13 protein-coding genes are annotated in these 17764 nt (G+C 59.8%); 2 read left to right on the top strand and 11 right to left on the bottom strand.

Annotation, left to right across the window (positions count from 1 at the left end; genetic code table 11):
* Nucleotides 1–11 precede the first annotated feature (11 nt).
* Both ACA060_RS28845 and ACA060_RS28840 read right to left on the bottom strand, forming a co-directional pair.
* Nucleotides 12–848: an amino acid ABC transporter permease gene (locus tag ACA060_RS28845; RefSeq protein ID WP_438659665.1), complete on the bottom strand. Its 837-nt coding sequence runs from the start codon at nt 846–848 to the stop codon at nt 12–14.
* Nucleotides 845–1666 (bottom strand): ABC transporter substrate-binding protein, encoded by an 822-nt coding sequence (locus ACA060_RS28840; RefSeq protein WP_497314592.1) that lies wholly within the window; start codon nt 1664–1666, stop codon nt 845–847. The genes ACA060_RS28845 and ACA060_RS28840 overlap by 4 nt, the downstream gene beginning before the upstream one ends.
* 112 nt (nt 1667–1778) lie before the next feature.
* Between ACA060_RS28840 and ACA060_RS28835 the strand changes: the two genes are divergently transcribed.
* Nucleotides 1779–2678, top strand: coding sequence for a homocysteine S-methyltransferase family protein (locus tag ACA060_RS28835; RefSeq protein ID WP_497314590.1), 900 nt, complete (start codon nt 1779–1781; stop codon nt 2676–2678).
* Between the two features lie 120 nt (nt 2679–2798).
* On the opposite strand, the gene ACA060_RS28830 is transcribed toward ACA060_RS28835, so the two are convergent.
* The 3 genes from ACA060_RS28830 to ACA060_RS28820 are packed head-to-tail and all read right to left on the bottom strand — an operon-like array spanning nt 2799 to nt 4567.
* Nucleotides 2799–3470 carry a GNAT family N-acetyltransferase gene (locus ACA060_RS28830; protein ID WP_497314588.1) on the bottom strand — a complete coding sequence of 224 codons (672 nt, stop codon included), beginning with the start codon at nt 3468–3470 and terminating at the stop codon, nt 2799–2801.
* Nucleotides 3471–3487: 17 nt separating this feature from the next.
* Complete coding sequence (locus ACA060_RS28825) at nt 3488–3934, bottom strand: GNAT family N-acetyltransferase (protein WP_497314586.1); 447 nt, start codon at nt 3932–3934, stop codon at nt 3488–3490.
* A gap of 9 nt (nt 3935–3943) precedes the next feature.
* The gene (locus ACA060_RS28820; RefSeq protein ID WP_497314584.1) at nt 3944–4567 is read right to left on the bottom strand and encodes an FMN-binding negative transcriptional regulator; all 624 of its coding nucleotides are present in this window, start codon (nt 4565–4567) and stop codon (nt 3944–3946) included.
* A 90-nt stretch (nt 4568–4657) separates the two neighbouring features.
* On the opposite strand from ACA060_RS28820, the gene pdxR reads away from it, so the two are divergent.
* Nucleotides 4658–6205 carry a MocR-like pyridoxine biosynthesis transcription factor PdxR gene (gene pdxR, locus ACA060_RS28815; protein ID WP_497314582.1) on the top strand — a complete coding sequence of 516 codons (1548 nt, stop codon included), beginning with the start codon at nt 4658–4660 and terminating at the stop codon, nt 6203–6205.
* A 75-nt stretch (nt 6206–6280) separates the two neighbouring features.
* Here pdxR and ACA060_RS28810 read toward each other — a convergent pair whose 3' ends face one another.
* From ACA060_RS28810 to ACA060_RS28785, 6 genes are all read right to left on the bottom strand, one after another.
* Nucleotides 6281–10861 carry a hypothetical protein gene (locus ACA060_RS28810; RefSeq protein WP_497314580.1) on the bottom strand — a complete coding sequence of 1527 codons (4581 nt, stop codon included), beginning with the start codon at nt 10859–10861 and terminating at the stop codon, nt 6281–6283.
* Between the two features lie 145 nt (nt 10862–11006).
* Complete coding sequence (locus tag ACA060_RS28805) at nt 11007–12107, bottom strand: polyamine ABC transporter substrate-binding protein (protein ID WP_109626828.1); 1101 nt, start codon at nt 12105–12107, stop codon at nt 11007–11009.
* A gap of 12 nt (nt 12108–12119) precedes the next feature.
* Complete coding sequence (locus ACA060_RS28800) at nt 12120–13151, bottom strand: histone deacetylase family protein (protein WP_497314578.1); 1032 nt, start codon at nt 13149–13151, stop codon at nt 12120–12122.
* A gap of 298 nt (nt 13152–13449) precedes the next feature.
* Entirely contained in the window at nt 13450–14448 is a 999-nt protein-coding gene (locus ACA060_RS28795; protein WP_497314576.1) for an AraC family transcriptional regulator, read from the bottom strand.
* A gap of 222 nt (nt 14449–14670) precedes the next feature.
* Nucleotides 14671–15675, bottom strand: a complete 1005-nt coding sequence (locus tag ACA060_RS28790) for an asparaginase (RefSeq protein ID WP_497314574.1) — start codon at nt 15673–15675, stop codon at nt 14671–14673.
* 139 nt (nt 15676–15814) lie between these two features.
* Entirely contained in the window at nt 15815–17266 is a 1452-nt protein-coding gene (locus ACA060_RS28785) for an alanine/glycine:cation symporter family protein (protein WP_497314573.1), read from the bottom strand.
* Nucleotides 17267–17764: the final 498 nt, after the last annotated feature.

Raw genomic sequence — 17764 nt, 5'->3', positions numbered from 1 at the left:
CAGCCTTCAGACTAACTCCGACTCAAATACGCCTTCCCATAATGCCGCTCCATCCTTGCCTGAATCAGCTCCAGACCAATCGACATCACCCAGTAAATAATCGCCGCCGTCGTCAGCATCTCGATATACCGATAGCTCGACCGCCCATACGATTGCGCCAGGAACATCACTTCCCAAACCCCCATCACCGAGATCAGTGACGAGTCTTTGAGCATCGAGATGAATTGGTTGGTGGTCGGCGGGATGATGGTGCGCATGGCCTGGGGCAGGGTGACGCGCCAGAAGATCACTGTTTCGCGCATGCCCAGTGCCAGGGAGGCTTCGCGTTGTCCATGGGCGACGCCGAGGATGCCGGCGCGGAAGATTTCGCTGAGGTACGCGCCGTAGTTCAGTGACAGGGCGATGATGCCGGCGGTGACTGCGCCCGGAACGACGCCCAGTTGCGGCAGGCCGAGGTAGATCAGCAGGATCTGGATCAGCAGTGGTGTACCGCGGAAAAACGAGGCGTAGAAACTGGCGATGCCGAAGGCCACAGCGCTTTTCGACAGGCGCGCCAGGGCGGTGATGAAACCCAGCAGCGACGACGTCACGATTGAGGCCAGGCACAGAAACAGCGTCAGCGCCGCGCCTTGCAGGAAGCCGTTCGGCGCCAGGTGCAGGCCGATCAGGTTGGGCAGTTTGTCGAGGATGATCGAGAACTTCAGGTCGAAGCTCAGGAAGAAACTGGCGAACAATCCAAACATCGCCGCCCACGTCAGGTACAAGCGCGTGCGGAAACCGAAGAGGCGTTGCAGCCGCGACTCAGCCACCGGTTGCGGCGGCTGAGGAGGTGTCGGGAAAGAAGTCATTGGCTGATGTCGGCGCCGATCCATTTTTGCGAGAGCTTGCCCAGGGTGCCGTCCTGTTTCAGTTGCGCAAAGACCTCACGCACCTTGGCGTCCCACTGTGCGTCGCCTTTCTCGATGGCCACCGAGTTCGGCTCCGAGTACAGCGGCTCGCCAGCCAGCTTGAAGCGTTTGTCTTCGGTCAGGCGCGGTTGCGCGGTGACGAGGTTGGTGAGGATTGCATCCAGCCGCACGCCAGCGCCGAGGCCCAGGTCCTGGAACGCCACGTTATCGGTGTCATACGGCGCGATCTGCACATCCTCGAACGGGTACTGCAACTGGGTGTCTTCAGCACCTTCGATAACCAGGTTTTTGTTCAGGTAACTTTCGTAGCTGGACGCACTGGTGAGGCCGACTTTCTTGCCGCTCAGGTCCTTGGCGCTGTGAATGCGATCATCCTTGGCATTGACCACGATCACCGCTGGTGAGGCGTAATACTCGACCGGGAAATCGAAGACTTCAGCCCGTGCCTTGCTCGGCGTCATCGAGCAGACGCAGATGTCGTAGCGGCCACTCCAGCGTCCGGCGGCGATGACGTCCCAGGACGGCGTTTCCAGGCGCAGTTTGACGCCCAGTTTGTCCGCCACGGCTTTGGCTACATCAACGTCAAATCCGTCGAGCTGGTTCTGGTCGTTGAGGAACGAGAACGGTGGATAGCTTTCCATCAACACGCCCACCAGTTCTTTCTTCTGCTCGATGCGGTCCAGTGTCGCTCCGCCAAAGGCTTGGCCGGAGACAGCCAGAATCGTCAGGCCCAGGGCCAGGAGTGGTTGAAATTTCACAGTCGATCCCTGAAAAAAAAGTGGTTGTTATTAACCGGATGGTGCGTATTAAATAGTTATAAGAACTACCTTGGTAGTGAGTTATTTTCATAAGCATATGAGTGAAAAGCATATGGGCGCAGGAAGCACGGTAATTCTGGATGGCGGCATGGGTCGTGAGCTGCAGCGCGCAGGAGCGCCGTTCAGACAGCCCGAATGGTCGGCGCTGGCTTTGAGCGAAGCCCCGCAAGCGGTAGAGGCGGTGCACGCGGCTTATATCGACAGTGGCGCCAACGTGATCACCAGCAACAGTTATGCGGTGGTGCCGTTTCACATCGGCGAAGAGCGTTTTGCAGCAGAAGGGCAGGCCCTCGCGGCGCTGGCCGGTGAGCTGGCGCGCCGGGCAGTAGAAGCTTCGGGCAAGGCTGTGCGTGTGGCCGGTTCGTTGCCACCGTTGTTCGGCTCCTATCGTCCTGACCTGTTTGATGCTGCTCGGGTGACTGAATTGCTGACGCCGTTGGTCAACGGGCTGGCGCCTCATGTCGACCTGTGGCTAGCCGAAACACAAAGCTCCATCGTCGAGGCGCGAGCAATCCACGCCGGCCTGCCCAAGGACGGAAAACCGTTCTGGCTGTCATTTACCTTGAAGGATGAAGACACGGACGAAGTGCCGCGTTTGCGTTCGGGTGAGCCTGTCGCTGAGGCCGCAGCGGTGGCTGCCGAGCTGGGTGTCGAGGCGTTGCTGTTCAACTGCAGTCAGCCAGAAGTGATCGGCGCTGCGATTGATGCGGCGCGGGAAACCTTCCAGCGTTTGGGGGTGAAGATCCACATCGGTGCGTACGCCAATGCCTTCCCGCCACAACCGAAAGAGGCCACGGCCAACGATGGTCTGGACCCGTTGCGTGAAGACCTCGATCCGCCGGGGTATCTCCAATGGGCGGCTGACTGGAAAGCGCGCGGCGCCAGTCATTTGGGCGGATGCTGCGGGATTGGGCCGGAGCATATTGCGGTGCTTGCCCAAAAGTTAGCGTGATGCCCATCGCGAGCAGGCTCGCTCCCACACGGTTTATATGTTGATCACAAACAGTGTGGTCAACCGAAAACCTGTGGGAGCGAGCCTGCTCGCGATGGCGTCCACCCAGGCAGCGATGATTTACCCGCGGCACTCAGCCAGTGTTTTCACCTGCCCGCAATCCGTCTGGTTTTCATCGGATAGCCACCGCTCAAACCCCGCGCCAATCGCTGGCCATTCCGAATCCAGAATCGAATACCACGCGGTATCCCGGTTTTGCCCCTTCACCACCATGTGCTGACGGAACACGCCCTCAAAACTGAACCCCAACCGCTCCGCCGCGTACTTGGAACGGGCGTTGCCGTTGTTGCACTTCCACTCCAGTCGCCGGTAGCCCAACGCAAAGGATTCCTTGGCCAGCAAGTAAACCGCCTCGGTACTTTTCGGCGAACGCTGCATTGGCGCACCGAAGGTGACGTGACCGATTTCGATGCGGCCTTGCGCGGGTACGATCGACATCAGACTCAGGATGCCCTGCACCTCACCGCTGGCACGGTCGATCACGCTGAAGAAATACGGGTCGCTGTTGGCCGCATGATTGTTCAACCAATCGTTGAAAGCGCTGCGTTCCGGAAAAGGACCGTAAGGCAAATAGTCCCAGAGTTTCGGGTCCGCTCCCGGGCCTTGCAGGGCTTTCCACAAACCCTCGGCGTGACGTGCCGGGTCGAGTTTTTCCAGGCGGATGAAACGCCCTTCAATGATTTTAACCGACGGCGCCGGGACGCCTTTCCAGTCTGCGAGTGAAGTCGACATGCTGTTCTCCTTGAACCTTAAAGGGCTTTGCGAAACTGGATGAAACCGGGGCGTTCGGCGATGCGCTCGTAAAGCTGGATCGCGGTGGCGTTGGTTTCGTGGGTCAGCCAGTGGACTTTGCAGCAACCGTCCGCCTGGGCGGTGGCGTAGACGAATTCGATGAGCTTGCGGCCGATGCCGTTGCCGCGGGTTTCCGGCGTTACCAGCAAGTCTTGAAGGTAGCAGGAGTTTTCGATGCTCCAGTTCGAGCGATGGTAGATGAAGCTCACCATGCCCACCGCGTTGCCATCGACCCACGCCAGCGCCGAATGAGTCGGTTCATTGCGGTCGAGCATGCGCTGCCAGGTGCTGTCAGTGACTGCATCTGGCAATTCGGTGTTGTAGAAGCGCAGGTAGGCTTGCCACAGCGGCAACCAGGCGGCGTGATCGTCGGCGCTGACCTGGCGAATTTCAATCTGACTCATGTTCATTCCTTAACGCATCAAGTGGGCGAGGGCCTGGTCGTGCACATCAGGGCTGGCGGCGAGCCCCTCGCGCACACCGGCGATGTCTGCGGTGCTGCGGTTCTGGCTGAGCTTGCGCTTGCCTTCCAGACGGTGGATCGGCAGGGCGAATCCGACGATGGCCTTGAGCATGCCGTCGATGTAATCAGCGGGTGCGTCTGCCACTTTCCATGGCTGAGCGCGGCCGGCTTCATGGCGATCGGTCAGCGCGCTGACCAGGTTAAGCAGACGATCAGCGTCGGTGAACACTTCGGCCGTGCCGTATGCATGTACGGCGACGTAGTTCCAGGTCGGTACGACTTTGCCATGCTCGGCTTTGCTCGGGTAAAACCCCGGGCTGACGTAGGCATCGGCGCCGGCAAAAATCACCAGCGCTTCGGCGCCATCCTGCAGTTCCTTCCACTGAGGATTACCCCGGGCGAAGTGGCCGTAGAGGGTGCCATTCGCGCCCTGTTCAGGATTGAATAACAGCGGCAGATGACTGGCTTGCAAGCCTTGCTCGCCGTGAGTGACCACCAAGGCGAGACGGGTGTCGAGTATCTGCTGCTGCAATTCAGACAAATCTTTGATGGCAAAGCCGCTGGGGTTGTACATGGAAATATTCCTTGGCGAATGCGTCCATCCTAGGCAGGCTATTGGTCTGTTGTAAGAGCCATTAATGACCAATTTCATAGGTCCATTGCCATGAGCGACGCGCCACTTTCCCTGTCATTCAACCCCGCCGGTATCGAACTTGATCGTCGTCAGGGCTTGAGTCGCCAGCTCTATCAGGCATTGCGCCTGCGGGTGCTCGACGGACGCCTGGCCAGTGGCACGCGATTACCGGCCAGCCGGGATCTGGCGGCGGCGCTGGCGATTTCCAGAAACAGCGTGGTGCGAGCCTACGATCAACTCTATGCCGAGGGGTTTATCGAGGGGCGAGTCGGTGACGGGACTTACGTTGCGCAACTGCCTCAAACCGTGGCAGCGGCAAAAAAATTATCCACAAAAGTATCCACAGGGTTGTCAACAGGGTTACCCACAGCCTTATCCACAAATTGGCTTGATTTGCCTGTGGTTTCATCCAGTAAAGTTATCCACAGCGGTGCGTTGGGACGAGTCGAGAGCAACCATTTGCCGACCCCACCGAGTGGTCCGCCCAAGGCCTTTCGGGTCGGCGTGCCGGCATTCGATCTGTTTCCTTTCGAGGTGTGGGCCAAGCTGAATGCGGCTTTCTGGCGCAAACCGGATTTACAGCAACTGTGTTATGGCGATCCGGCGGGTGATGAGCGTTTGCGCGGCATGATCGCCGCGTATTTGCGCAGTTCGCGAGGGATGCAGTGCTCGGCTGAGCAAATAGTGATCACCAGTGGCGCACAGCAGGGGATTAGCCTTTGTGCACAGCTGCTGGTGGAGCCGGGCGATGGGGTGGCGATTGAGAATCCGGGGTATCGGGCGGCAGGTCATGCGTTCGCCGTGGCCGGTGCGAAACTGCATGGCGTGGCAGTGGACAGCGAGGGCATTAACTGCAACGAATTGAATGGCCTCAGCGATTGTCGGTTGGCGTATGTCACGCCTTCTCATCAATACCCGACCGGGGTGGTAATGAGCCTGGCGCGTCGCCTCGAATTGCTGGCGTGGGCCGAGCGCACCCAAGGTTGGATCGTCGAGGACGACTACGACGGCGAATACCGCTACAGCGGCGCGCCGCTGGCTCCGTTGGCGGCCCTTGATCGGCAGGGGCGGGTCTTGTATGTCGGGACGTTTGGCAAAGTCGCCTTTCCGGCGCTAAGGCTGGGTTATCTGGTGCTGCCGCCCGGTTTGGTTCAGGCCTTCTCGCAACGGCGAGCGGTGGACGTACGGCATTCTGAGGTGAGCACTCAAGCGGTCATGGCCGAGTTCATGGCCGCCGGGCATTTCCAGCGGCATATCCGCCGCATGCGCCGTGCGGCCCTGAGCCGACGCAATACCTTATTGGCCGGTTGGCCGCAGAACATCCCCGGCATCGGTAGCTTGCCGAGTGTCGCGGCAGGGCTGCATCTGACGGTGGCGGTCGGCTCGCAGGCCCGTGAGCGCGAGTTGGTGGAGCAAGCGGCCGGCGTCGATGTCGAGATCAATGCGCTGAGCAGCTACTGGTTGCCGGATTCGACACTACCAGCGGACCAGCGCGCCGGGCTGGTTCTGGGTTTCGCGGCGGTGCCCGAGGCTGCGATCCGTGCTGCACTCGGGCGTCTGGAAAAGGTCTGGCGTTAAGCGCATTGCACCTCAGTTCCTGGCCTGAGGTTCCAGCTCCAGAAACAGTTTGCGCAGGTCATCGTTTTCGAAAGCTCACGTTCTGGAGACCATGGGTTTTACCTTTGGCAAAAACAGCGCTTTGGCCAGTTGAGAGCTGATTTCGCTGCGATTGATCGCGATCAATTCGTTGTTGGTACGGGCTGTTTGCCAATCAAATGCACCACCCAGTGTTCGTTGCGCGACAGTTTTCAGATGGGCAGCGGTATACCCTCCGACTGCTGCGTCGGGCTTGGGGTAATGAAAGTGGGCGTACCAAAGCACATTCCCGGTGGCAGAGTCACGAATTTCATACTCGTCGAAAAAGTCCTTCCTGCGCTTTGTCTGTTTTCGACCGGCGTTCTTGACGATATTCACCAAGCCTCTTTCGTGCAGCCAATCAACGCGAGGCGCAGTGGGGAGTTGTCGCTTGATCATGTCGATCCGGGTCGCGCGGCCCTTTTCGTAAAAGCGGGTCGCCTCTTCGTTGAGGCTCTTGGCAATGTTGGCACCAGAACCCGGCCCGCTGTCGGTGAGGTTTTTATCGGTCAGGGCCCTTTCGATGGCATCGGCGGCGGCTTCCAACTGGCGGGCCTGTTGATGAAACATGTCTTCGATTTCCACCGGGATACGCCCTGCCCGTTGTGCAATTGCCTCGGTGCGGCGGGTAAATGCCCCTGATCGATCCAGCAGTGACTGACCCGCTTGAATGCTGGCAGCCAAATCCGGGCGTGGGGTTGTCGGCACTTTTGTCGCGAGCGGCACATGTTCGAGCCACACACCGGGGGTTTTTTCGTGAAAGGTCGCGATGACTTTGTGGGTGAGTGGCGAAGTGACGTCGATCAGGTCGGTGTCATCCGCGGCTGCGCGGTCGCGGAGCTTGCCGACCACCGTGCCCTTGAAGCGAGTTTTGATCAGGCGTCTGGTGGACGGAGCAGGGCGGGAAGGCCCCGGAGTCGGCTCCAGCAATCTGCGCTCATGCAACAGGCCCACCAGATGATTCATGCTCTGTTCCTTGAACGTTTCGATTCGCTGGCGCATAAGATTGAGTGGCGGCTGCAGCAGCTGTTGCGGATATTCTTCGGGCAGATCGAGAATCCGTAGGTCCAGGGTTGCGAACTGTTCCACCAGATCATTGAAACCGTCGATCCGTTCGAGCAGTGGTAGCGCACTGTCTTCGGCAGCAAGGTCCAGCGACGACTGGATGGTGAGGCCGGCATCTTCGACTATCTGTTGCATGGCCTGGCGAGCCAGCGGTGTGGCGACAGTACCGCTGTCGCTGAGGCATAGCTCCTGAGCCAGGCTGATCTGGAACAGTTTCAAGTCGTGCAGACTGAACGACGGTAGCAGGGCCCTGTATTCCCGCGCCGCTTCTGCCCCTTCTTTGCCCAGTCGCAGCAGTTCTTCGATGCGCGCATGGGCGAACTCGATCTTGTCGATAACCCCCTGGGTCATGTCGCTGGTGAGTTGATGTGTCTGGCGGGGCGACTGGGCGCCCGCGGTTGTCTCGTTGCCCAGAAGGGCGAGGGATTGGCGCATACGCTCACCGAACTCACGGTTTTGCCGCTCGAACCATTTCTGCGTCAGTGACAGTTGATAATCCAGGCAACTGACCATTACCGGGCGGTAGTTGGAGATGGTCTCGAGGGCGTTGTAAGTCTTGAGCTGCTCGATGTAGGCGCCATATTCCGTCAGCTGTGAATTCAATACGTCGATCAAGGGCTGGCGATTGGCGTCGGCCGTTTTTTCCACGGCATCGAGCTCTTTTTTCAAGCCCGGCTTACGGACATCGAATGCGGTCAGTTGCCGTTTCAAGTCGTCCTTGTGCTGTTGGTTTTTGCGTTCGATTTCCCTTCGATTCCTGCCGCCGCCGCGCAGTCTCAGGCGCGTGTCGATGAACCATTCACCCTTCGCCGAATGGATCAAGAGAGGGCCTGTTGTGGCGGGCGTTTGCCGTGAGTCGATGATCTGCACATCATCGTTGTCGTCCAGCATGACTTCGAACCAGCGCTGACCGACCTTGGCATACCATTTCTGATTCAATGGGCTCAGGAATCGGTGACGGCCGGTTTCGGTCGAGGACTCTTTCAACGCCGCAGGTTTTTCAATCGCCAGCCCGTCCAGCAGGGTGGCCAATGAATCCGGCATCAGCACGCCGTGGATATGCACGGATGTTTCATGGTTGGCGGGTAAATAATCGGCGGCGAGATCGGGTAGTTGCGTCACGGTAATCTTTGGCGCCGGCAGCGGCGTTACAGCGGGTGTCGGGCTCTTTTCCACAGCGCGCACCGCGGGTTTGTTGCGAGTGGCCGCGCGATGGGCAAGCACCATGCCCAGGGACAGAAACAGATCCGTCAGTGCGGCCCATGCCTGATCGTTGTCATCCGCTTGCCCGGCTTCATTGGCCTGGTGCAAGTCGTCCATGATTTGCCATATCCAGGCAGCCGTTGCGCCCGTGCGCCCGAAAAAGGGAAGTGCCACATTGAACAGCATCCATGCGCCCTGTTTGAGCGTGGCCCAGCGACGTTCAGCATTGGAGACCGCTTGGCGGTCGGCCAGGGTGACCAGCGCATTGGCGTTGTCGGTGAACAGTGTCTGCGCAGACGGTTCGACGACAGGCGTCGCACTCAAGCTAAGCGCGCCCATCATGCCCAGTGCCGAGGTGGGGTCGGTCAACCATTGCGACAGCGTCCAGGCAGAAGGCAATTGACCAGGAAACACATATTGCGAGTAGTTGAAGTGCACGTCTTCCGGCAGCCAGGCCAGCACTGACTGGCGCAGCGCCTTGTTGTGCTTGATCGCATATAACAGGTTCGCCTCGCCGCCATATTGAACCAGCGGAAGATCCAGCAGCGGCCGATACAGGAGGCAGGGTCCTTTATCAGTCAGTCGCGGTCCGATCACAAACATGTTGGTCACAACGTCGACCTTGCTGTCGGTACGTCCCCCGGGAATGAATGCCAGCGGACGAATGACGATTTCCAGCCCGTCGACGTATCGATCTACCGCCTTTTCCTGCATGGCCGCGACTGCATAACGGTAGCCCTGTTCGTCGATGCCAGCCTCGCCACGAACCTTGAGTTGGAGTGCCTGAAGCGGCAGTTGTATGCGCAGGTGGCGGGTGTAGAGGTTCTGTCGGCGCAGGCTTTCCGTGGGGGCGGCGAGGAGTTTGCTTTTGATCAGGCTGGGGTAGGTTTGCCCGATATTCACTGTGGTGACCAGGTCTTCCAGGTAGGACGGTGTCATCCACGCGGGCGCCGCGTCACCGTTTTTGTATTGCACCGTCTTGTTGCCTGGTGGCGAGTCAATCAGGTTTTGCAGTGCCAACTCCACCAGCGTCAGCGTGAGGGTCCGGGTTTTGCCGGGTACGATGATCGCGCCGAGGACGACGAGACTGGTGATAGTGACTTCGATGTCCTTCAATTTCAGCTTTGTCGCGGCCGTCTGATTCTCGATCTTGTTGTCCTTGATCATCTGATCGGTCAGCGCTTGCAAGGCAAAGTCAGGAAGAGAGGGGATGCCCTCATCGAAGGATTTGCCGGCGTCCTGTTCCCGTAGCAGCGCGAGGTCCATCAAGTGTCGGCTGTAGCGGGTCAGGTCTGTGGGTGACGCATTGGTCAGCCAGTCTGGCAACAGACCCTGGATCTGGCTGAAACGTGAAGAGGGCTGCTCGTGATAGTCCGTGAAATGTTTCGCTGCGGCGCTCACCTGCGGCGCAAGGGATGGCGTCAGTGCGGCAACAGCGCCACCGAGTAAACCGATGGCATCGACCTCGAGCGCAATCAGTGCACAGGCCTGATGATCAAAAAAATCTCCGGTGGGTTCGTACAGGCGCCATTTCAACGTGCTATCACCCTTCGAGGCAGCAATGCGCCTGGCCAGCGTTTCGCCCAATGACGCCAGTGAGTTGTAGTGCCTGAAGCCTTCTGCGATCGAATGGGTCACGACAATTGTGCGTTCACCGTGGGTGCCCACCACCACCGCGGTGTCCAGCAGTCTCAAATGATGGGTGGTCTGATTGTCGAGACAGTCGACGTCAATCAGGCAGGCCTTGATTGCGTATTTGTCATGAGGTTGCCGTTCGGTCTGTTGTGGGTAACCGTAGACGGCGAGGGCAATGGCCCGCTGGTCTTCGTCCCAGCCGGCCTTTTCGTCGACGTTCCAGATGTTGCGCAGCGCACCGGAGAGTTGATGCCAGCGCGGTGTCGAGGCCGCTGTGGGCTGGTTCCAGTAATCGAGTTGCTGTTCCTGATAGGCCACGAACAGCAGCCTGGCCAGTTTGTTGAGCTGGCACCCAAGGGTATCGATCTTTACCGGCAGATGAATGGCCGAGTCGACAGCCGATGGCAGGGTCAGAAAATGTTCCCCGTCGATGTAGGTCACCGTCGTTCCGGATAAACCGAGCCGCACCAGCACGTCAGTGAGGGACTCGATCCGGTTGCTGCCCGGCCTGGCCTGTTCGCCGGCGAGTGTCCAGACGGGCGTCACCACCACAGCCAGGTTCGGGTCGATGTGCAGGTGTGGATACGCGGTGTCGAGGGCGGAGCGCAATGAGGCTGAAGCGACTTCCCTGATCGAAGGGCCGGTCACCAGTTGGGTCAGTATGTCTTCAGAGATGTTGGAGGGAGTCTCGGGCATGGCCGTTTCCTGTTGCCGGTGAAGCGCCGATGGGGCAGCGCTGTGTTCGGTCAAGGTAGAGGGCCGTCGAGGGCTGAAGGTGGTAGATATGTATCGCAGGCAAAAAAAGACCCGCCATCGCGCGGGTCTTTGATTTGGCGGGTGATCAGGTCCCTGACTTGATCTTGGTCCAGGCTCGCGTGCGCGCACGTTCAGCATCGCGCGGCAACGGTTGCAGGGTGTACAGCGTGCCCATCGCCGCTTCGGTCGGGTACAGGTTCGGGTTGTTGCGGATCGCCGGGTCGACCATTTCCGTGGCGTCCTTGTTCGGGTTCGGATAGCCAACGAAGTCGCTGACCGGCGCGATCACTTGCGGTTGCAGCAGGTAGTTGATGAAGGTGTAGGCGTCTTCCGGGTTCTTCGCACCTTTGGGAATGGCGAGCATGTCGAACCAGATCGGCGCGCCTTCTTTCGGCAGGCGCATGTCGACGATCACACCGTTCTTGGCTTCCTTGGCGCGGTTGGCGGCCTGGGAGAAGCTGCCGGAATAACCGACCGCGACGCAGATGTCACCGTTGGCGATGTCAGCCATGTATTTGGAGGAGTGGAAGTAGGTGATGTACGGCCGGATTTTCATCAACAGCGCTTCAGCCTTTTCGTAGTCCGCCGGCTTCTTGCTGTTGGGGTCCAGGCCGAGGTGTTGCAGGGCCAGCGGCAGGATCTCCGACGGCGAGTCGAGCAGGGCGACGCCGCACTGCTTGAGCTTGCTGATGTTCTCTTCCTTGAAGATCAGGTCCCAGCTGTCCACCGGCGCGTTGTCGCCCAGGGCGGCTTTGACCTTGTCCGGGTTGAAGCCGATCAGGATGGTCCCGTACATGTACGGCACGGCGAATTTGTTACCCGGATCGTTGCCTTCCAGCAGCTTCATCAGCTTCGGATCGAGGTGGTTCCAGTTCGGCAGTTTGCTGCGGTCCAGCGGCTGGAACACGCCGGCTTCGATCTGCTTGGCGAGGAACACGTTGGACGGCACCACCACGTCGTAGCCGGAGTTGCCGGTCAGCAGCTTGGCTTCGAGTGCTTCATTGGTGTCGAAGATGTCGTAGACCAGTTTGGTCTGGGTGTTCTGTGCCTTGAAGTCTTCCAGCGCCTTGGGGGTGATGTAGTCGAACCAGTTGTAGACGCGCAACGTTCGCTCTTCAGCATGGGCGGCGCCACCGAGCACCGTGGCGCACAGCACCGGTGCAATAAAACGCTTGAGTCTGTTCATTGTTCTAATTCCTCATTGGGCGCTTTCAAAACCTTCGAGAACGTTCACGGCATTGATGCCGATTTCTTCGACCGCGTATCCACCTTCCATCACGAACAGCGTCGGTTTGCCGAGCTTCGCGATGCGCTCGCCCATGGCCAGGTAATTTGGGCTGTCGAGCTTGAATTGGGAGATCGGGTCGTCCTTGAACGTGTCGACGCCCAGGGACACAACAACGATGTCCGCACCGTATTTTTCGATCTCTTTGCAGGCTTGTTCCAGCGCTGCACTCCAGCTGTCCCAGCCGCTGCCGGCCGGCAAAGGGTAGTTGAAGTTGAAGCCTTCGCCGGCCCCTTCGCCGAGTTCGTCTTCATAGCCGAGGAAGAACGGAAACTCGGCTTCCGGATGGCCGTGAATCGAGGTGAACAGCACGTCGCTGCGTTCGTAGAAAATCGATTGGGTGCCGTTGCCGTGGTGGTAGTCGACGTCGAGGATCGCGACCTTTTTGTGGCCCTGATCGAGGAAGGCCTGAGCGGCAATGGCGGCGTTGTTGAGGTAGCAATAACCGCCCATCAAGTCGCTGGCGGCATGGTGTCCCGGTGGACGGCACAGCGCGAAAGCACTGCGGGCGCCGCGCTGGATCGCAGCTTGTGCGGTGAGGGCCACTTGCGCTGCGCTGTACGCCGCTTGCCAGGTGCCGGCGGTGATCGGTGCGCCGCCGTCGAAGCTGTAATAGCCGAGCTGGCCGTGCAGGCTGGTGGGGATAATCCGACGCAGGGTGCGGGCCGGCCAGGTGTAGGGCAGCAAGTCGCCGTCGGTGTTGAATTCGGTCCAGCGTGCCCAGGCGCCTTTGAAGAAGTCGAGGTAGGCGCGGCTGTGGATGCGCGCGATCGGCTCCAGGCCAAAATCCTGCGGCGCTTCGACCGGGCCGAGGTTCTGCGTTTGCACCCGTTGCAGCACATGGTCGGCACGTGAGGGCATTTCGAAGCAGGGCATCAATTGCCCATCCATCAATTCACAACGGCCGTGGTGCAGGTGGTGATCGTCCGAGTAGATCGTCAGCATTTCTTGTTCTCCGCAGGCTGATTCGGTTGAACACAGTCTTGCGGGACGCGGCGTTTGAGAGAACGGCAGGAAAGGCCAAAAGGGGATTTATGTGGCCAAAAGATTTGACCGAAATTCGCCCCTTATTGGCGCGGGCGCGCCCCGGGTCAGAGCATGGAATGCAGATCTTGTGGCGAGGGGATTTATCCCCGTCGGGCTGCGTAGCGGCCCCGGCATTCCAAGGTTAAACCGTGTCTACGACTGCTTCGCAGCCGAACGGGGATAAATCCCCTCGCCACAGGGCTCTCTCTCACAAGGGTTATCGGTGTGGTCGGAACTGGCTTGGCGCCACGCCGCTCCAGCGCACGAACGCATGGCGAAAACTCGCGGTTTCGCTGAAGCCCAGCGCCTCGGCGATCCGGTAGATCGGCAGCTGATCCTCACAAAGCATCTGCTTGGCCTGATCGAAGCGCAGTTCGTCGAGCAATTCTTGATAGCTGCACCCCAGATCCTTGAGGTGGCGACGTAAGGTGCGCGCCGAACAATTCATCTGTAACGCCAAACCTTCCAGCCCCGGCGCCGCATTCAGTTGCGCGCGGAGCAACTGCCGAATCCGCCCCAGCCACGCCTGACGTCCGGTGAATTCGGTGTTCTGCTTGCGGCAGCGTTCGACCATCGCCTGATGAGTTATCACATCGGCGAGCGGCAAGGGTTGGTCGAGCCAACGCTTGTCAAAGGCGAAGGCGTTGTCCCGCGCCTCAAAGTGCAGCGGGCAATTGAAGTGTTCGGCGTAGGTCGCCTGATAGTCCGGTGCCGCATGTTCCAGGCGAGCTGCAAGTAAGGGCAGCGGATGCCCGAGCAGGTCATCGCAAATGACTTTCAACGACACCAGACAGAACTCGGCGTTGAACACCGCCAGCGCCGGGTTCTCTCGATAATCGGCAGCCACGAACCACACACGCTCGCCATCGTCTTCCAGGCTCAACTCGAAAAGTGTTCCCAACAGCGCCGGATAACGCATCGCCAGGCGCAAAGCGTCACCGAAGGTGGCACTGGTGAGCAGCGCATAACCGAGCATGCCGTAGGACGAAACGTGCATCCGCCGCCCAAGCTCCAGGCCGATATCACGCTTGAGTGCGACGGCGTTGGCGCAGACCTGCATCTCCTGGTTGGTGGTGATGCGCGTGTCCGCCCGGCTCAGATCCGCCGCACTGATGCCGCTTCCCGCCAGCAGCGCTTCGCTGGACAAGCCTTCGGCCTTGAAGGTGTTGAGCACCAGGGAGACGGCGTTGAGGGTGGTGAGGTGGGAGTGGAGCATGGGATGTTCCAGCCTTGGGATGCTGGAACGGCAGCAAGTTATGTGCCCAGTGAGTGACGACCATTACCTGTGGCGAGGGAGCTTGCTCCCGCTCGGGCGCGCAGCGGCCGCAATCCGGCTGACGCAACATTCCTGAACATATTCCGTCGTCGATTTCAGGAGTGCTTCGCACTCCAGCGGGAGCAAGCTCCCTCGCCACAGGGTTTGTGTCCGGCCTCAAGGTCAGCTGAGTTCACCGCAAAGGTCGAGCTCGACCAGGCGCCGCACTTCGGCGGTGTCCAGCCCGGCACCCAGCAACCCATGCAACTTGCCGAACGCCGCTTCACGGGTCATGCCGCCGCCCGAAAGCACGCCAACGCCGCGCAACCGGCTACCGGCCTCGTAGACATCCAGCTCAACGCCACCTTCATGGCATTGGGTGACGGCGACAACAACCACACCTTTGTCCCGCGCCCGCTCCAGAGCGGCCAGAAACTCAGGGTTGTCACTCGGCCCGGTGCCGCTGCCGTAGCACTCCAGCACCAGGCCTTGGATGCCGCTGTTCAGCACGCCATCCAGTTGCTCGGCGCCGATGCCGGGAAATAACGGCAACACCGCGACTTTCGCCAGCTGCTTGCTCTGGTTGTAATGCAATTGAGCCGGCAGCGAAGCGGCTTTCACACCGCCACCCTGACGCTCCAGCCGCTTGAATGGATGACGACCGAAGCTGCGGACTTTCGCGCAACGGGTCGGGTCGAGCCGTTCGCCGTGGAAGTACAGATGAACGCCCGGAGCCTGGCCATGGCCCAGAGCAACCAGTGCACCACTGAGGTTTTCCCAGGCATCGCTGTCGGTTACGCCGGCCGGCAGCATCGAGCCGGTGAACACCACGCGGGCATTCAGCCCGAGCAATTGAAAACTCATCGCGGCGGCGCTGTAGGCGAGGGTATCGGTGCCATGCAGGATCAATACGCTGTCGCAGCCCTGGACATCAACGGCGTCGACCACCGCTTCACGCAGTTGCTGCCAGTACGCCGGGCTCATGTTGGCGCTGTCGATCAGCGGCGACATTTCGCGAAAGCGCCACTGCGGCACCACGAGTTCAGGCTGGCTGTGCAGGTATTCGCGCATCCGCGCTTCGAAACCGGACGCCGGAGCCAGGCCATTGGCGCTGGCCTGCATACCGATGGTGCCACCGGTGTAGAGCACCATGACGTGCTGGGCGGCAGGAAAGGAATTGGGAACCATGGGGAAGCCTCCGCAAGAGATGACATGTGGGAGCGAGCCTGCTCGCGATGGCGGTATGTTAGACACTAATGTGTCAACTGACAGTCCGTCATCGCCAGCAGGCTGGCTCCCACAGGTTTGTGCACCCTTCGTTTAACGATCAGCGTTGCGCTGCGGGTACGCCTTGCGGCTCGGCTTCAGCCTTTGGAGCAGCCGCTGGCGGATTGGCTGGCCAGGCTTTCAGGTCCAGATCCAGATCCGGGAACTTGCTCGAGTCGAACACTGGCGTCTTGATCCCGGCAGCACGCTGGTCATCGTAGTCACGCAGGATGCGCATGCCGACTTTGAACAGCAGGAACAGTGCGATCAGGTTCACGAACGCGAGCAAGGTCATGGTGATGTCGGCGAAGGCGAACACCGTGCCGAGGTTTTCGATCGCACCCCAGAAGATCAACGCCAGTACCAGCGCGCGATAGCCGATCAGCGCCTTGCGGTTTTCACCGATCATGAAGCGCAGGTTGCTCTCGCCCAGGTAGTAGTTGTAGAGGATCGAGGTGAACACGAACAACGACAGGGCTACGGAAATGAAACTGCGGCCCCAGTCACCAACCACGGCGGCCAGCGAGTTCTGGGTCAGAGCAATGCCGTCGCCTTCGAAGCCCGGGGTGTAGAAGCCCGACAGCAGGATCAGCAACGCGGTGCAGGTGCAGATCACGAAGGTGTCGAGGAACACGCTGAACGCCTGGACCACGCCTTGTGCCACCGGGTGCTCGACCGAGGCGACTGCGGCCACGTTCGGCGCACTGCCCAGGCCCGCTTCGTTGGCGAACACGCCACGCTTCACGCCCATGACGATGGCGCTGCCGATCAGGCCGCCGAAGGCTTGATCCAGACCGAAGGCGCTTTTGACGATGGTCATCAGCATCGCTGGAACGTGGTCGAATTGCAGCACGATCACGTAGATGGTCACGCCGATGTACACCAGGGTTTTCACTGGCACCAGCAGGTCAGCGACCTTGGCGATGCGCTTGATCCCGCCGATGAACACCAGGCCCAGCAACACCGCCAGTGCCAGGCCCGTGTAGGTGGTGTCAAGGCCGAAGGCGTTGTTCAGCGAGTGAGTCACGGCGTGGGCTTGCAGGCCGTTGAAGGCGAAGCCGAAGGTCACCAGCAGCAGGAACGCCATGACCATACCCAGCCAGCGCTTCTGCAGGCCGTGCTGGATGTAGTAGGACGGGCCGCCACGGTAGGTGCCGTCGGCATCCGTACGTTTGTAGAGCTGACCAAGGGAACATTCGAAGAAGCTGCTGGACATGCCGACCAGTGCGGTCACCCACATCCAGAACACTGCACCCGGGCCACCCAGGGTCACGGCGATACCGACACCGGCGATGTTACCCGCGCCGACACGGCCGGCAAGGCTGAGCATCAGGGCCTGGAACGAACTGAGTTGCCCGGCGCTGCTTTTCAGGCTGTCGCGGAACACCGCGAACATGTGGAAGAAGTGGCGCAATTGAACGAAACGCGAGCGGATCGTGAAGTAGCTACCGAGCCCGACAATGAGCACGATCAGTACTTTCCCTGAGAGGAAGTCGTTAATGACTTCGAGCATGGATTATTCCTCGCTGTTTTTTGTTTAGGCAAATGCTGGGCAGGTAGAAACATCGCGTTACACCGGAGCGCACATGGCACAACAGTGAGGCGTGTGTTCGTCCCGGGCCCATATCGCAGGTTTGTTATTAGTTCGGGTTTCGCATGGGTTTGGGCCTCGTTACCGACGACCGCTCACGCGAAGAGGGGCGGCACTATACCTAGGAGAGTGCCGTCCGTCTGCACGGTTGTGGTGCAAGCGACGAAACGAAGCCTTGAAACACCTGACCCTTTGGAGGTCCGGTTCTTGTGGGAGCGGGCTTGCCCGCGATGCAGTCACCGCGGTTTTTCAGGTACGCCGCGTTATCGTTCATCGCGGGCAAGCCCGCTCCCACAGGTTCTGCGTGTTGCTCAAAGAGTTAAAAAAAAGGGCCTGGGGAATAAATCCCCAAGCCCTCAAAAGGTGAGAGGTGTCTAGTCCCTCGACCTGGTGAGCGTGGCCCTTCGTGCTCTTCGTTAA

It is taken from the genome of Pseudomonas sp. LBUM1671 (genome assembly GCF_059695685.1).
Note: the sequence above shows the minus strand (reverse complement) of the source record. Positions and strands in the feature narration are given on the sequence as shown.

Excerpts from the sequence above, each read along its gene's own strand:
- pdxR (WP_497314582.1), top strand. The coding sequence starts at position 4,658 with ATGAGCGACGCGCCACTTTCCCTGTCATTCAACCCCGCCGGTATCGAA.
- ACA060_RS28795 (WP_497314576.1), bottom strand. The coding sequence starts at position 14,448 with ATGCTCCACTCCCACCTCACCACCCTCAACGCCGTCTCCCTGGTGCTC.
- ACA060_RS28825 (WP_497314586.1), bottom strand. The coding sequence starts at position 3,934 with ATGAGTCAGATTGAAATTCGCCAGGTCAGCGCCGACGATCACGCCGCC.
- ACA060_RS28845 (WP_438659665.1), bottom strand. The coding sequence starts at position 848 with ATGACTTCTTTCCCGACACCTCCTCAGCCGCCGCAACCGGTGGCTGAG.
- ACA060_RS28800 (WP_497314578.1), bottom strand. The coding sequence starts at position 13,151 with ATGCTGACGATCTACTCGGACGATCACCACCTGCACCACGGCCGTTGT.
- ACA060_RS28790 (WP_497314574.1), bottom strand. The coding sequence starts at position 15,675 with ATGGTTCCCAATTCCTTTCCTGCCGCCCAGCACGTCATGGTGCTCTAC.
- ACA060_RS28805 (WP_109626828.1), bottom strand. The coding sequence starts at position 12,107 with ATGAACAGACTCAAGCGTTTTATTGCACCGGTGCTGTGCGCCACGGTG.
- ACA060_RS28810 (WP_497314580.1), bottom strand. The coding sequence starts at position 10,861 with ATGCCCGAGACTCCCTCCAACATCTCTGAAGACATACTGACCCAACTG.
- ACA060_RS28820 (WP_497314584.1), bottom strand. The coding sequence starts at position 4,567 with ATGTACAACCCCAGCGGCTTTGCCATCAAAGATTTGTCTGAATTGCAG.
- ACA060_RS28835 (WP_497314590.1), top strand. The coding sequence starts at position 1,779 with ATGGGCGCAGGAAGCACGGTAATTCTGGATGGCGGCATGGGTCGTGAG.
- ACA060_RS28830 (WP_497314588.1), bottom strand. The coding sequence starts at position 3,470 with ATGTCGACTTCACTCGCAGACTGGAAAGGCGTCCCGGCGCCGTCGGTT.
- ACA060_RS28785 (WP_497314573.1), bottom strand. The coding sequence starts at position 17,266 with ATGCTCGAAGTCATTAACGACTTCCTCTCAGGGAAAGTACTGATCGTG.